The sequence below is a fragment of the Methanobrevibacter boviskoreani JH1 genome (assembly GCF_000320505.1).
Taxonomy (GTDB): domain Archaea; phylum Methanobacteriota; class Methanobacteria; order Methanobacteriales; family Methanobacteriaceae; genus Methanarmilla; species Methanarmilla boviskoreani.
The window spans coordinates 58,159-74,141 of record NZ_BAGX02000020.1; the positions used below are offsets into that span (position 1 = coordinate 58,159).

General features: G+C 32.3%; 17 protein-coding genes. 1 reads left to right on the forward strand and 16 read right to left on the reverse strand.

What is annotated here, in order from left to right; genetic code table 11:
• Positions 1 to 159 precede the first annotated feature (159 nt).
• The gene (pyrC, locus tag ON24_RS04310) at positions 160 to 1,419 is read left to right on the forward strand and encodes a dihydroorotase (RefSeq protein ID WP_040682075.1); all 1,260 of its coding nucleotides are present in this window, start codon (positions 160 to 162) and stop codon (positions 1,417 to 1,419) included.
• A gap of 624 nt (positions 1,420 to 2,043) precedes the next feature.
• Here the strand turns inward: pyrC and ON24_RS04315 are convergent.
• From ON24_RS04315 to mtrD, 16 genes are all read right to left on the reverse strand, one after another.
• Positions 2,044 to 3,291 carry a 4Fe-4S binding protein gene (locus ON24_RS04315; protein ID WP_040682076.1) on the reverse strand — a complete coding sequence of 416 codons (1,248 nt, stop codon included), beginning with the start codon at positions 3,289 to 3,291 and terminating at the stop codon, positions 2,044 to 2,046.
• A 13-nt stretch (positions 3,292 to 3,304) separates the two neighbouring features.
• Positions 3,305 to 4,729: a Ni/Fe hydrogenase subunit alpha gene (locus ON24_RS04320; protein ID WP_016359076.1), complete on the reverse strand. Its 1,425-nt coding sequence runs from the start codon at positions 4,727 to 4,729 to the stop codon at positions 3,305 to 3,307.
• A 1-nt stretch (position 4,730) separates the two neighbouring features.
• Positions 4,731 to 5,660: a F420-non-reducing hydrogenase subunit MvhG gene (mvhG, locus tag ON24_RS04325; RefSeq protein WP_016359077.1), complete on the reverse strand. Its 930-nt coding sequence runs from the start codon at positions 5,658 to 5,660 to the stop codon at positions 4,731 to 4,733.
• 16 nt (positions 5,661 to 5,676) lie between these two features.
• Positions 5,677 to 6,096 carry a hydrogenase iron-sulfur subunit gene (locus tag ON24_RS04330; protein ID WP_016359078.1) on the reverse strand — a complete coding sequence of 140 codons (420 nt, stop codon included), beginning with the start codon at positions 6,094 to 6,096 and terminating at the stop codon, positions 5,677 to 5,679.
• Positions 6,097 to 6,752: 656 nt separating this feature from the next.
• Positions 6,753 to 8,021 (reverse strand): SufB/SufD family protein, encoded by a 1,269-nt coding sequence (locus tag ON24_RS04335; RefSeq protein ID WP_394295807.1) that lies wholly within the window; start codon positions 8,019 to 8,021, stop codon positions 6,753 to 6,755.
• Complete coding sequence (gene sufC / locus ON24_RS04340; protein ID WP_040682077.1) at positions 7,969 to 8,724, reverse strand: Fe-S cluster assembly ATPase SufC; 756 nt, start codon at positions 8,722 to 8,724, stop codon at positions 7,969 to 7,971. Before sufC ends, ON24_RS04335 begins: the two co-directional genes overlap by 53 nt.
• A 365-nt stretch (positions 8,725 to 9,089) precedes the next feature.
• Entirely contained in the window at positions 9,090 to 9,359 is a 270-nt protein-coding gene (locus ON24_RS04345) for a PRC-barrel domain-containing protein (protein ID WP_016359081.1), read from the reverse strand.
• 141 nt (positions 9,360 to 9,500) lie between these two features.
• Complete coding sequence (locus ON24_RS04350) at positions 9,501 to 10,121, reverse strand: NTP transferase domain-containing protein (RefSeq protein ID WP_236254922.1); 621 nt, start codon at positions 10,119 to 10,121, stop codon at positions 9,501 to 9,503.
• 38 nt (positions 10,122 to 10,159) lie between these two features.
• On the reverse strand, positions 10,160 to 11,635 hold the full coding sequence (locus ON24_RS04355) for a methanogenesis marker 14 protein (RefSeq protein WP_040682079.1): 1,476 nt from the start codon (positions 11,633 to 11,635) through the stop codon (positions 10,160 to 10,162).
• A 340-nt stretch (positions 11,636 to 11,975) separates the two neighbouring features.
• Positions 11,976 to 12,908, reverse strand: coding sequence for a tetrahydromethanopterin S-methyltransferase subunit H (mtrH, locus tag ON24_RS04360; RefSeq protein ID WP_040682080.1), 933 nt, complete (start codon positions 12,906 to 12,908; stop codon positions 11,976 to 11,978).
• 18 nt (positions 12,909 to 12,926) lie between these two features.
• Complete coding sequence (gene mtrG / locus ON24_RS04365) at positions 12,927 to 13,178, reverse strand: tetrahydromethanopterin S-methyltransferase subunit MtrG (protein WP_016359085.1); 252 nt, start codon at positions 13,176 to 13,178, stop codon at positions 12,927 to 12,929.
• Between the two features lie 11 nt (positions 13,179 to 13,189).
• Entirely contained in the window at positions 13,190 to 13,396 is a 207-nt protein-coding gene (locus tag ON24_RS04370) for a tetrahydromethanopterin S-methyltransferase subunit F (protein ID WP_040682081.1), read from the reverse strand.
• A gap of 17 nt (positions 13,397 to 13,413) precedes the next feature.
• Positions 13,414 to 14,139 (reverse strand): tetrahydromethanopterin S-methyltransferase subunit A, encoded by a 726-nt coding sequence (gene mtrA, locus ON24_RS04375; protein ID WP_016359087.1) that lies wholly within the window; start codon positions 14,137 to 14,139, stop codon positions 13,414 to 13,416.
• On the reverse strand, positions 14,140 to 14,466 hold the full coding sequence (locus ON24_RS04380; protein WP_016359088.1) for a tetrahydromethanopterin S-methyltransferase subunit B: 327 nt from the start codon (positions 14,464 to 14,466) through the stop codon (positions 14,140 to 14,142). It lies immediately after the preceding gene.
• 11 nt (positions 14,467 to 14,477) lie between these two features.
• Positions 14,478 to 15,269, reverse strand: coding sequence for a tetrahydromethanopterin S-methyltransferase subunit MtrC (gene mtrC / locus ON24_RS04385; protein ID WP_016359089.1), 792 nt, complete (start codon positions 15,267 to 15,269; stop codon positions 14,478 to 14,480).
• On the reverse strand, positions 15,270 to 15,971 hold the full coding sequence (gene mtrD, locus ON24_RS04390; RefSeq protein WP_040682082.1) for a tetrahydromethanopterin S-methyltransferase subunit D: 702 nt from the start codon (positions 15,969 to 15,971) through the stop codon (positions 15,270 to 15,272).
• Positions 15,972 to 15,983 lie beyond the last annotated feature (12 nt).

A 15,983-nucleotide genomic window follows, 5' to 3' on the forward strand; every position in this document is an offset into this window, starting at 1 on the left:
TTAATATACTATATTTATAAAATATTCTATTAAAAGATTACTATGAGTTTTTAAATAAATTCACAATATTCCGGAAAATGAATAATTTAAAAAAGATTAAGAATATGAAGACAATAATAAAAAATAAGAAAAATCAAAAAAGATAGGGGAATAATTTTTATGAATGATTTAGTCTTAGAAAATTGTAAACTCATTGGAAAAAAAGGAGAATACACAATTGGAATTGATAATGGAAAGATATCTAAGATTTCAAAACTTCCGCAAGATTCAGACAATACAATAGACATTAAGGGACAGATTGTATTGCCTGGACTTATAGACCCCCATGTACATTTTAGAGATCCCGGATTAACATATAAGGAAGATATGAAAAGCGGATCAATGGCTGCGGCAAATGGCGGTTTTACAACCGTAATAGATATGCCGAATACAAAACCTAAAACAAATACATTAAAAGCATATAAGGAAAAGGAAAAAATTATCAAGAATAAATCTATTATCAATACACTTATACATGCAGGGATAGGTGATTTTGATGAGATGAGGAAAATTGAAAAATTAGACCCGGTATCCTTTAAGATATTCATGGATTTAGAGGAGGACAGCGAACTTGAGGAAGATTTCCTAAATATATCAAAATTAGATACAGATCCCATTATAACATTACATTGTGAAAATAGAAAATCTGTAATTGAAAATACTGAAAAAGTCAAAGATAGGAAAACTAATTTACCGATAGACCATATTTATGCAAGGCCAAGTGAGGCAGAGGATATAGCAGTGAAACAAGCAATCAATCTAGCTAGAAAATACGATGTTAAAATTCATATCTGCCATTTAAGTAGTAGAAGATCTTTAAAGATGGTTAGAGATAATCTATCAAATATAGATATTAGCTATGAATTTACTCCACATCACCTACTACTTGAAGGAAATTCATTTAACAAATTTGGAAACATAGTTAAAACAAATCCCCCACTAAGATTATATGGGGAGAACATAACAATTAATGATTTAAGTAAAGATTCCATTATCGGAACCGATCATGCGCCACACAGCATTAAGGAAAAGGAGAATATGGTATGGGATTGTCCGTCAGGTATGCCGAATCTTGAAACCGTTTTAGGTTTAATGTTGACCGAGGTTAACCGTGGAAATATACCTCTAGATTATATTCCAAGGATTTTATCTGAGAATGCAGCTGAAAGATTTAATTTAAAAGGCAAAGGAAAAATTGAAGAGGGTTATGATGGAGATTTTACTATAATTGACTTAAATAAAGAGGGAAAATTTGATCTTGATAAGTTTTATACAAAAGCCAAATTTACACCATTTAACCAAATGCCATATAAAGGACAGGCAACTATGACAATATTAAATGGTGAGGTTGTAATGGAGGATAATATAATATTTGAATAAACTTTAAATATTATTTCTACTTTTTAAATTTATTTATACATATATAAAAAAAATCAATAGAATCTGTTTTAAAACATTGATTGACTCTTAAATCTAATTTTATCTGAAAAAATAACATATTGGATTACACCTATTAAAAATTAATAATATGATTTAAATTAATTCTTATAGTTTAACCTCATATTAGAAATAAAAAGAGCCAACATAATTTAAAAAGTAAATCCAAAGATCAATTGTTTTGAAAATAAACATACAAAAAATCAATCAAAATCAACTTCCAGTTGATTACTACTTTTATTTAAATAAGATTTAAAGAAATCCCATATTAAAATTCCTTATTCTAAAAAAATATGGGATTTATTTTATGACATATAGATTAACAAAGTTAAAAACTATATCCGAAAAATTTCCATTGATTAAATTTATTTGGCGTTAAATAAAATAAGAAAGAATAAATTCACTTTAAAATAAAGATAGGAAATTTCAAAAATATTAATAAAAAACTTTGATGAAAAAAAGGATACAATTATAAAACAAACCTAATTGTTAATAAAAATTATAAAAAAAGTATTATCTAACCAGTAAAAAAAATGAATAGATGGAAAGAATCCACCTAATTCAAATCTATTTCATGCATAAAGCGTCTTCAGGACATGCTTCCATACATTTACCACAAAGGGTACAGAATCCAGCAATAGGTAAATTACCTTCATCTTTAACATGTAACATATCATAAGGACAAGCTTCTACACAATCTCCACATTTATCACATTTAGATGGGTTAGCTTGGATCCTGTTTCTTAAAACTGTTTCTCCATCAATTTCAACTTCAAACTCATCAAAGATTAAAGCGTCATTAGGACAAGCAGCTGCACAAGCACCACATCTAGCACATACAGCAAATGAAGGTTCCTCATCACTTGCAACTTGTTCTGGTAATTTCATACCAGTTTTGGTAACTACACGAATTGCTTCGGTAGGACAAGCTATTGCACATGCACCAACGAAAGTACATTTTTCAACATCTCTTGAAACACCTAAAGCTTCTGCAGGTGTAGCTTCTCCATATTCAACATCTAAGGATATTGCATCAACAGGACATAATTGTTCACATAAAGTACATGCTGCACAAACTTCAGGAAGTTTGACAGATAAAGTTGCACCTTTAGCTTCAATAAAGTCCCCAGGACAAGCTTCTACACAAGTATTACATCCAATACATTTACTTACATCAAGAGTGAATTCTTTAATTTCTTTGGAACGTTTAACTGGATTTGCATTTTCTGAAATAAAGACTGCATTCCAAGGACAGGTTTGGGAACAAACTCCACATTTGAGACATTTAGTCTCATCAATAGTAATAGATTCACCAACAGCAGGTAAAGTAATTGCTTCTGCAGGACATTCATCGACACATGTTCCACATCCAACACAATCTTGGATATAGATAGGTCCATCAATGCTAATTTCTCTACTAGCTGGTTCAATAACTCCAGGGATTCCAATAATACCCATAGGACAGATATCTACACATTGTTTACACATTACACAGAAACCATCAATAGGCATTTTAGCAGAATCATTTAATTCAAGTGTTTTTGGAGGGCAAACATCTACACATTTTGGACTTCCACCACATTGATCACAACGTGCTGGATTATATGAAATTCTTACTTGAGTATGACCTTCTTTATCAACTTCTACTTCATCAATAGTAAGTGCACCATTTGGACAAACTTCAGCACATTTAGGTTCGCCACCACAGGTATCACAAAATATGATTTGTTTATCACCTACTTGAATTGCAGATGAAGGACAAGTACCTTCACAAGCCCCACATTTAATACAGTCCTCTTGGTTAACTATTATCATTTATAATTACCCCTTAGAGTTTTTTAACTGTATTTCCATCACTATCAATAATTTCTAAAGAGGAAAGTCTCATTTGACTGTCCATAGTATGGGTAGCACAAGATAAACAAGGATCGTATGCTCTGATAACCATTTCCATTAAGTTGAAGATAGAATCATCTACTTCTACACCAGGTTTGATGTATTTTTTAGCAACTTGGTCAATACCCATTTCCATAGCAGGGTTGTTTTGAATAGTTGCAACAACAATGTTTGCTTTGGTTACTAATCCATTATCATCGGTTTTGTAATGGTGGATTAAAGTACCACGAGGTGCTTCTACAATACCAGCACCTTCACCAGCAGTTCTTTCGAGTTCATCTGGGAATTTTTTACCGGATAAATCTTCACCTAAAGCTACTTCAGCACATTCAGCACAAGCTAAAATTTCTATTAATCTAGCCCAGTGGAATAATAAAGGTTGTTGAGCATATCCGAATTTTTCACGGAACTCGTTTAATCTTTCTTGAGCAAGAGGTGCTTCTTTAGGCATTGAATCACAAACATTAATCCTTGATAAAGGAGCAACTCTGTAAATACCTTCAGGATATCCTAATTCTTTAATGTAAGGGAATTTTAACCAGGAGTAAGGTTTTACATGTTCTGCAACAATGTCTTGGTATTCTAAATTGTTGTATTCATATTCAACTTTACGACTGTCTTTAGCAGTAATTCTTACATTACCATCGTATACATCCCATTTACCATCTTTAACTAAACCGCAGTGACGGGTAGCACCGAAATTACCTAAATCATTAACTAAGTCCATTTTTTCTTCAAAAATAGGGATAGCTAAATCTAAAGTTTTTTGAGCTAAGTCAACATTTTCTTTTGCTCTTTCGAGTAATTCTTTTTGTTTGTCTTCAGATAATTCAGTAGAAATACCACCAGGGGTAGATGAGGTAGGGTGAATTGGACGACCACCAATAGCTCTTACCATTTCAAGACCGTTTCTTCTCATATTAATAGCTTGTAAAGCTACTTCAGGTTGATCCTTAATAATTTGGAAAACATTTCTAGTTTTTCTATTTCCATTAGGGATTATTAAATCTGGAGCGGATAAGAAGTAGAAAGATAATGCGTGGGAGTGCATAAATGAACCCCAGTTCATGATTTCTCTCATTCTGTAAGCGGTTGGTAAGATATCGTCTCCAAATCCGTAAATTTGATCAACAGCTTTTGCAGCTGCAAAGTGGTGTTGTACATCACAAATACCACAGATTCTAGGAACTAAACGAGGTAATTCTTCTGCAGGTCTACCTTGTAAGAACTTTTCAAATCCTCTGAATTCCATAACATGTAATCTTGTTTCTTCAACATTTCCTGCGTCATCTAAAAGAACAGTAATTTTAGCGTGACCTTCAATACGAGTAACAGGTTCCATAGTTAGTTTTGCCATTCTATTCTCCTCCTTTTTGCATTTTCATTGGGATTAATGCAGCTGGTAAAGTGTATGTGTAAAAAGTACCAACTAAATCATCTAATTGATTAGCAACTTCTTCAGGATCAACAGTCTTATCCTCTTCAACACGGTAATCAGAAGCGATTGCACTAATCATTTTAGCACCAGCATCAATGATTTTAGCAGTAGGTCCATAACATCCTCTACATGGAATTGCAATAGAAGGACATTCAGCACCACATAAGGATACTGTAGCAGGTCCTAAACATACTAAACCTTGAGCAATTAAACATAAATCATCTTCAGGTTTACCAATTTCCATTTGTCTTTTAACAAAGTCCATAGCTAAACCTTCAGGTGGTTTTTCTCTAGGACAAACTTCACATAAGTTTGTGGTAGGTAATTCAATTGTTTCACCTTTAAGTAAAGCAAGAACAGCTTCAGCAACAACATCGGATCTTGGTGGGCAACCAGGAATAATTAAGTCTACATCAATTACTTCAGGTAATGGTCTTACTCTGTTTTCTAAATGAGGAACATCTTCAGAAGGAATAATTCCATCAGGGTTTGGAGTAGTGATAGAGTTAATATAAGCTTCTTCTTCTAACTCTTCAGTAGTCCATAAGTTACCAAGTCCAGGAATACCTCCGTATACTGCACAGGTTCCGTAAGCCATGACTGCTTTAGATTTTTCTCTTAAAAGTTCAGCCATTTCTCTGTTTTCATCGTTTCTAATTCCACCTTCAATAATACAGATATCTAATTCAGGAATTTCATCATATTTAGTATCCATTAAAACAGGACAGAATTCGAAATCAGCTAATTCTAAAACATCAATTAAAGATTCGTGGAAATCAGCAATGGATAAGTGACATCCAGAACATCCGCCTAACCACATGGTTCCAATTTTTACTTTTTCATCAGCCATAATTTATCCTCCATTATTAAGCATTAATTTGTTCTTTTAAAGGTGAAGGTCCTAAATCTTTAATTCTAGCAACCATCATTCTTACTGTATTTGCGAATTTTTCACCTTCAGAAGCGGAAATCCAATCGTGGTATAATCTTTCTCTTTCAATACCTAATTCTTCGATTAAATTATAAACGATTCTCATTCTTCTGTCTAATTTATAGTTACCTGCATCATAGTGGCAATCTCCCATGTGACAACCAGTTACAAGTACACCATCAGCACCTTCTCTGAATGCTTTTAATACGAATTGTGGATCAATTCTACCAGAACACATTACACGAATAACTCTTATATTAGGTGGGTATTGCATCCTAGCTGTACCAGCAGTATCTGCTCCACCATAGGAACACCAGTTACAACAAAACATTACAATTTTTATATCATCTGCCATAGAGTTTAACCTCCTCTATTAAAAAATTTACCAATCTTTTCAAAAACTTAAGTTTTTAAAAATATTGATTTCTCTCTTATAAAATCAACCTATTCAATTAAATATAGAAAACCTGAAAATGCAGAAACTAATTTTCAAGAAATATATTTTCATGAATAAATCTCCGTACCTCAATGAGCTAGCTCAGCATTACATTAATGTACTATTACAATATTACTTCTAACTTTAATATAAATGTTACACGGAAATTAAAATCGAAACATTTAAATAATATAAAAAGATTTTATGAATTTTTAAATTAGAATATGTTTAATAAAAAATGAGAAAAAATTGATAAAAATATAAAAAAAATTATAAGTAACTAAACAGAATTACATAAATTTATAAAAATGAATTTAATTCAACAAATATAGTTTGTCATACTACGAATAAATTAAAAATTATTTATTTTAATTGTTTTAATATATAAGATTTAATAAAAAAAATTATTTTAACATTGAAATAATAAATGGAACAATAAAAAAATTAAAAAATACTAAACAAAATTAAAATAAAACAAGTAATAACTATATAAAATATTGTATTACATAAAACAAGTATGAAAAATTAATTTTACACATAAAAAATATAAAAAAAATAAAAGAAGTGAAAGAAAATTACATTCCCTTTACACTCATGTCTATCATTTTTTTAGTATATTCTGCAAGAGCAGGAGGCAATCCTGTAATATCCATATTTAAAAATCCTCTTACAATCATAGATGCAGCCTCTTCCTCGGTAAATCCACGGGAAGTAAGATAGTAAATTTCATCCTCATCAATTTTACCTACTGCAGCCTCGTGAGACAATTCAAGACCTGATGAATTAGCCTCAAGAATAGGTACTGCATATATAGATGCATCATCTGACAATACAAGACCATTACATTCAAGGTGACCTTTTACTTCAGGTTTTTCACCTATTAAATGACCTCTTGCATAGATTTTAGACTGATCATTTGCAACAGTACGTGAAATTACTTCGGCAGAACTGTTTTGACCATATAGATATGCCCTTGAACCAACATCAATATATGAATTTTTTTGACCAGATAAAACACTTTGGAAAAGTGCCCTTGAATTATTACCCTCACAATAGGTTGTAGGGTAAGACTGTACAGAGTGAACCGGACTGGTCAAAATATAATTATTTATAAATGTTGTATTATCCGCCTGTTTAATTCCAGTTCTCGGACGAACTTCTACCTGTTCAGCCCAGTTATGAACCATGGTAAATGTTAGTTTTGCACCAGGTTTAAGGTAAATCTCACTTACACCTACATGAAGTGCTGATGATACATCATCACCAGTTGCACAACCAGTAATTAGATGCAATTCTGAATTCTCCTCAGCAATAATAACATTATGTGCTGTTTGCATAATATCCTTATCTGCAATAAACATACAAGCCTGTACAGGGAAGAATTCTTTGGTTCCTGGAAGTGACCTTACAAAATATCCATTGTATTCTCCTTCTTCTTTTTCCCTTAAAGCTGCCTCGGCAGTGTATTTATCCTGATCTGATTTAACAGCATTCCAAAGATAATCTTTAACCCAAGGATATTTATCAAGTGCAACACCTGTATTCATTACCTCCACATCACTAGATAATTGTGCTGTGAAGATGTTACTTTGATCCATCTGTACAAATGAACCTGCCCTATCTTCTTGGCTTGTATCAACACCTACAGACAATAAAGTATCCTGGTCTTTTTTAGCCAAATCATCCAAATCATCTATAACATCAAAAGCTGAAATATTATCATTTGTATAATTTTCAATAGTAATATCAGTACCTAGTGGTGCCTTTTTATTTTTAGCCTTTTCAGCATCTTCATAAACATTGCGCACAATTAACACATCCTGTAAATCCATTTTCTCTAACATCAGCTAAAATCTCTTCAGGGTTACCTGAGCAAGCTATCTCACCATTCATTAAAATATGAGCCTTATCTGCTTTTACAAAGTTTAAAATATAACCTAAGTGGGTAATAAGTAAACCTGATCTCTTACGTTCACTCAATTTCTTTTGTTTATCCAAGATTACATTTAATTCCTCTGCAATTAATTCGACATTCTCAATATCCACACCTGAATCAGGTTCATCAAACATTGTAAAGTCAGGCTGTTGAGCTAAAAGTTGTAAAATTTCAGATCTCTTAACTTCCCCACCAGAAAATCCTAGATTAACATCCCTGTTTAAGAAATTTTCATTGAACTTTAATTTATCTGCAAGTTCTTTCATTCTAGGATTTAACTCTTCATCCTCTTCTTGACCTGATTCATATTTCAATAAATCTTTTACAGTAATTCCTCGAATTGCAGGAGGATTTTGGAAACTTACTCCCATTCCTAAAGCAACTCTTTCAGAGGTAGGCATATTAGTTATGTCCTTACCTTTAAATTTTATAGTACCATTAGTAACTTTATATTTAGGAAATCCTAATATTGTCATGAATAAAGTACTTTTACCGGCTCCATTAGGGCCTAAAAGTACATGGGTTTCTCCTTCCCCAATTGAAAGGTTAACATTTTTTAAAACTTGTTTACCTTCAACTTCAACTGCCAAGTTGCTTATTTCAAGTAACATAATCTATCACCTTAAACTTTATAAGATTAATATTAGTATAAACAGAATTTATAAAAAAAATATAAATAGTGTTATATTACTAAAATATTTTATTTTCAATAATATAAAACTATGTATAACAATTGATATAAATTAAGGAGAATAGTTTAAACTAAAAAATAATGGATATATCAAAAATATGAATAAAAACAAGCAAAAAAATACCATTAAAAATAATTATTGGATAAAAATCCCTATTAAAAATATGTAAAATATCTAAAAATAATAGAATAAAAAAATTATAATCAAATATTAATTAAAAGATATTTAAAAAATTAGAGATATGAAAAAAAGCCATAAAAAAATAGATAATGAAAGTTGAAAATTTATTCAGTTACAATGATAAATTCTCCAACCTTTTCAACCTTTGAGAAAGGAACAAGTAATAAATCTCCTTTTCTTTTTGCTCCTTTGACATGAACATTACGTCCGTCTTCAACTTTGATTGCAATATCTACAATTTTACCGGTTTTATCATTAATAATAAGTTCATCAAGAACACCTAAAATACGAGCATTGTTTGTTGCTACCTGGTAATTCTTAACTTCACTCCATAATTTTTCTTCTCTTTTTTGAACACTTTTCTTACTTTCCATGATTCCACCATGATAAAATATTCTTAATCATTAAGATATATGTTATTTTATATTATTTAAAATGATTGTTATTTACAATAAAATTCCATCTTAACAAATTAAAATAAAAAAAAGAACAATAAAAACAAAAATAGTTAAGTATTATTTTTCAATAGAATCTAAGATATTATAAGCTATGGAAATATCATCGATAGAATTCAAATTAAAAGCAAGTTCGATATTTTCCATGACAATATTAGTCTCATCTTGAATAGAATTATTAGATTTTAGAATATTTAAACCAGAGGGAACCAAACCATTAAATTCATATTCATAGGATACATTGTATTTATCATAAACCTCAGTTGGTATCAATACAGATAATGCAGATTTGTCCTGATTTAAATATATCTTCAAAACCTCATCAATAACATCAGAGCTAACAAATGGTAAATCAGAATTTAACATCAATAAAGTATTATCTTTTGATATTTCCTGAAGAATATTTAAAACATATGATAAATCACTAAGATAGTCCTTACCAGGACTATCTAGAAAATATTTGTCATAAGTATCAAAAGAATCCCTAAGTTCAATAAAATCAGATTCTATTAAATAATCTTTAGTATTCTGTGTATGTGGACTAACAATGACCAAAACCTTGGCAATTAACTTTGATTGATACATATTATCCAATACATAGTCAATTAAAAATTTATTATTAAATTTATATAGAGGCTTTTCAGATTTAGATTTCAATCTGGTACCCTTTCCTCCAGCCATAATTAGTCCAATGATCATAAAAATCCAAAAATAAAAAATTATTTAGGTATTCTACCTTGAAGTTTCATTCTTTTACCTAAAATACATTTACCACCTTGATGACCACCAATAGGATTTTTCTGTGTACCCATTGAATTCATACAACGAGCCATAATCGCAGAACCTAATGCAAGACCATCTTCAACAAATACAGTATCAACAAACTTATCTTTGGAATATTCTAAAATTAGTTCAGGTTTACGTCCTGTAATACCTGCCCTACCAGTAATTCCTAAAACAGATCCCCCAGTTATAACATTTTCTTTAAATGCAATATCCAAAGTTCTATGAACAATCATAGCAGATACATAATCCATTGTTGAGATAAGTGTTGGAAGACCGTCATTTTCATAAATTTCATGACCAAAATCAGTTAAATCAGGTAGTTTATCACCGTTTTCTCCAACATCACAACCTATCAAACAAGTACCTGATTCCTCAGCAGCCTCAGGATTAATTGGAACGGTACCGAACCTGGTTATTCCGGTAGGAACCTTTCTAATATCAATAAACTTGCTGTGAACCTTTTCAGCATTAACCTTAGCTTTTTTCTTATCTCCCTTCATATCTAATTTAGGAGTATAAATATCTAATGCAGCACCATATTTTGGATCCACCTGACCTGAACCCTTTGCAAGTGAATCTGAAACTACACCTGCAAGACCTAAAAAGTTACCAACAGTATTAGCATAAGGCACATTATCATTTACAATACGGCCCGCCAAGGTTGAACCGAAGTCAAGTGAAACACAAGGATTTCTATAATCAACATCAGTCCATTTTGCACCTAACTTAATACCCGCAGTTACAAGCTCACCTTCCATCTCATTTGCAGTGGATTGAGGTCCTTTAGGAGGAACCACACTTACAACAGCACCATCAAACTGAATATTATCAAGTAAAGTATATTTTCTAAGTCTTTCAGGAAGTTGTTTAGAGCTCATTGCTGGAGCCATTTTTCTTGGAGGTATACCTGCATCAAGACAACCATCTGCCAATGCTTTAATTAATTCACCAGCCTCTTCAGCAGTTGAAAACCCTGCGGTAACACCTGTAGATCTTACAACAAAATCCAAATCATCTTCTTTATCAACCCCTGCTTTTTTAAGAGATTCCAAAACAGTGTCCCTAATCATCTCAGCTACTGCCTCTTTAGATAATTCTATTCCCCAAACAGTTTTACCAAAAACTTTTTCATTAGGTTTAGGTGGACGAATATCCCTAGTCATTTTAACTGTTTTATCCAGTAAATAAGATTTACTGTTATTTAAATTTGTGGCTGCTAAAATACATTTTGTTGTAGTATTACCAAGTTCCACTGATGCTGTAACATAATAAACATCTTGTTTAGTTTGGTACATGGCACCACTTTGAGGTCTGTTATTACTAGCTTTTAGTGAAGCTAAACTTACTGGTTGGCTGTGTGCAATTATTGGTTTTGGCCCCTTATTAAATAAATTCCCAAATAATGACATTTAACTATCCCCTACTTTAATATATCTAATTTATTTTTTTAAAAAATAATTAATAATATTTCTTAAATTTTAATAATATAAATTTTTTTAAATGATTTTACTAAAACATGGAAAAAATAATAAAGCAATGACTTGTCTTTCATAAAATATACAAAAATTCAATAAACTAACAAGAATATTAAAATATATTGAAATAAAAAAAGCTAGAAAATAGTATTCTAAAAAATATCAAAAAAATCTTAAAAATGAGTATAAGTATAAAGTATCGAAAATCAATTTTTAAAACAGAATATATAGAAAAAAGAAGATTAGATGAATGATCATCTAATCAGCAAAGTATCTATACTAATTTAGTATATGGGTGACCTTCAACAGGTTCAGTTCCAATTTCAGCAACTGCTTCAGCAATGAAACAATCTGCCATAGCAACAGCAGGGAATACTTTTTGACTGTTTTCAATAGGACCATATAAACAGAAGTCTCCACCAACCATTACTTGAATAATATCTGAACCAATATCACATACAGGCCATGCTTCTTTGTGTTCTTTTTTCCATCCTTTTAACCAATCCCAAGCGGAAGGTACATTGTGAATACCGGAACCTACAGGATAACCCCATTTGGATTTTTCTGCAAAGGTAGTTCTAGTAGCAGGACCTCCACCTTGACCTAAAGGAGTAACAGCTACATCCATGAAATATTTAGTAATTCCACAGTCTTCAGCCATTTCTAAAATACCTTGATCAATTACAGATCCACCATTTTCCCATATGTTTAATTTACCTTGAACACCAGGTTCCATAGGGTTGAATCCTAAAATAATAGAAGCTTCAATGTCTGAATCTTTTACAGCTTGAATTTCATCAGCTTCACAAGACATGTTTAAAGAGTTGTAAATTGCTCTGTCAGCAAGACCAGCTTCATCACAGTATTTAATACCTGCGATTTTAGCATCTGCACCGGTAGAATCTATAAGGAAAGGTTTATCGGAAATATCTCCTATAAACTCTAAGTAATTTACCATAGCTTCTGGTGTAGCACCGAAGTTTTGTATAATACAAGGGTTTCCGGTTACATCAGACATTTCTTCCATTTCTTTAACTAATCCTTCAGCAGCATCTTTATCAAAAATACCTGCTTTTTCATCTGAAATAATTTTGTGACCACCGTAGAAAATAGTACCACAAAGAACTGTTGGATATTCTCCAGGTTGTCCTCCACATTTGACTCCTGCAACATCTACGACGGTTTGTTCTTTATCAAATTTAAACATTAATAAAACCTCCAATCTCTAAATTAAACCTGATATTAATGAGGTCATTAAAGATGCAAGATTGAATTTAATAAATACAACCATAACTGCAAGACCTATCATCATACCATATAATATACCTAAATCTCTTCCTGTTTGTTGGCCTAAACGTTGAGAATATTCTCCTAAAGCAAATTCAACTTTTTCTTGAGCATCGTCTAATTTTACCATTGCTTTATTAAATTCTTCTGAATCGACCATTACAGAAGGTGTTGTTTCTTTATCAGCCATATTTTACACCTCTATAATCCACATAATTTTGCTATATAAGGAAGGAGAATTAATAATACAAAAGCAATAGTAACTCCTATACCAATACCTTTAGTTCTAGTAAAAGATAAAGCAGCATAAACTCTTCCTTCCCTTCCGATAAGTTTTGATGAATATTCAATATCATCAGCTGTATTTTTAAGTCCACGGACATTTGGTTTGTTTGAAATTTGTACCATAATAACTTACCTCCAGTTTAGAAGAATAAGAATAGACCCATAATTACAATCATAAATACAAGACCAATCATAATACCTTGTACTTTACCAGCATAATTACCAGTCATATTCTTTTGTATAGCACCAATCATTTTGATTTCGGTGTCTATATCTCTAATTCGTGCTTCGAGTAATGCAGTCTCTCCAGAAACTACTCTTACTGCCTCTCCTTCATCTTCTTCTGCTTCTCCACCTTCGGAAACATCGATAACCATAGCTTCTTCTTCAATAGCACCAGGATCTTTTTCGATACATTCTTTGACCTTAGCAGTTATAGCACCAACATCCTCGTTATCAATCATAGAGATAAGTTCAACTTGATTTTGGAATCTTTCTACAGCTTCTAAAGGAAGGTTATCTACAAAAGGAATTGCTCCAATTGCACCATTAACTTTTTTCTTCTCAGGATCACATCCATTTGCATGTAATGCTTCAAAACATTGACCAGTAATATGTCCTTGTACCTCAGCACCACAAACAATTAAGAATCTAATGTTAGGATTAGAAATTGTATTAGCAACTACTTTTTCTACACCAAGATTTTCTGTGTGACAGGTACCAGCAATAGCTGCACCAGCACCAACAATATCTCCAGCAAGTTCTGAAGCTAAGGTAGTAGCAGCAACAGGGCTTTCCGGATCTCCTACTTCATATTCACCACTAATTAATGGCCATCCGTCTGCAGGTGATTTTTTATCTGCCATCTATAAAACCCCCAATTTAGTTAATACAGGAATCATAGCAATAATAATAAATACTGCTATTAAAAATCCATAAACCATATTTGTTAAAGTACCTGCAATAACATAGTTTCCTTCCCTATTAGGATAGGAACCTTCAGGAGCAGTGGTAGGATCTAAAGAGTTAGATAATTCATCAGCAGCAGCGCAAACTTTGTCTATTTCTGCGTTAATATCGTCCATTGATAAAATAACTAAGTCTCCACCACCAGCACCTAAGACACCAGATATAGGATCTAAGTTAACATTCATTTCAGGTACTACTTGTATTAAAGGTAACATATCTGCCATATTTGTACCTCCTAATCTTCTGTTTTAGGCCATAATCCTGACCATTTGACAGATGCAGCTGCTTCGTATGAAGCTTGAACAAAGCTTCTGAAAGCAATAATCCATCCGATTAATCCGACAACAACAACAAGTAACCAAGCAGAGTGACCTAAAGGAATAGTACAGATACCAACAATAATCATTGATAAGAATGCTGTAGAAGCAGCACATTTAAGAGTTCTTACTTGATCTTCGTTAGGTCCTAAACAAGCGTTGTAAGGGTGTTGGATTGCCATAGTGTTTAAGATAAATAATAAAGCAATGAAACCAGTTGCAACTACATTATTTAAGATTGGGGTAAAATCAATAGAACCAGCAATAGCTGCAGAGAAAGCTACAACAGATAATGCAGCAGCACCAGCAAGTTCAGTAGTACATCTTTCTAATACAGGGATTTTCATACCGACAATTTTTTTAGCAACAACAGCAATGATTAAACCAATAATACAACCAAATACTAAAGCTAAAACAGGTCCAGCAATAACAAGGTTGAATTGAGCACCAACAGCAAGTCCTGTTAAAGCAGCAACACAACCTGCACCTAAAGACATATATCCAATGGAAGGTACACCGGTACCTAAACCATAACTTGCAACTCTACGAATAGCATCTGATCCCCATAAAATAGCACAAACTCCACCTAAGCATGCGAATAAAGGTCCAATGGTAGCATTAACAGTTGATAAATAAACTAAAATTAATCCACCAATAACACCTAATATTAATAAATTTGTTGAACTAACAGCTTGTCCTTCGTCAGCCATTTAAATACCTCCAACAATAAGTGCAATAAAAATAGCAATTACTAAAGATGCGATAATACTAGCTAAAGCTCCGTTACCAATTCTTTTAAATTTAGGATCGTGGAAACCTTCAATAGTACCTCCAATATTGTATGAAGCAACTACAGAGTTTACAAAGAATAAACCAATTGAACAAATAGCAGCAACACCAATAATAACTGGCATATTACCAGCGAATAAGATAGAATTTTTAGCCATTTCTTGAACAGCATAGAAAGCCATTCCTCCACCAATACCACCTAAAGCAGAACCGATGATACCACTAACAAAGGATACAGTAGGAACACCGTGACCTTCGGTACCAGGAGTTTTATAAGCAGCTTGTGGTAATCCAGTAATTGGATCTTTTTCAACTTTACCTGAACTTGGTACTACACCTACACCAAATACATAAATAAAGTTACCAAAGAGCATAGTAATACCCATCATCATCATAGAACCAATAGCACCTGCAAGAAGAATTAATCCAAGACCAGCACCTTCTAATGAAGCTGCAGTGATTAATCCAGTCATTCCTGCACCAGCTGCTAACATAGCAGTACCAGTACCTACACCAGTAGCGGTAGACATAGCTGCAGGAGCTCCACCTACAGGAATAAAGTGTACACCAGCACCCATACAGACACCAGCAATGATAATTAATAACATCATAATTAAATCCATTGTAAAACCTCC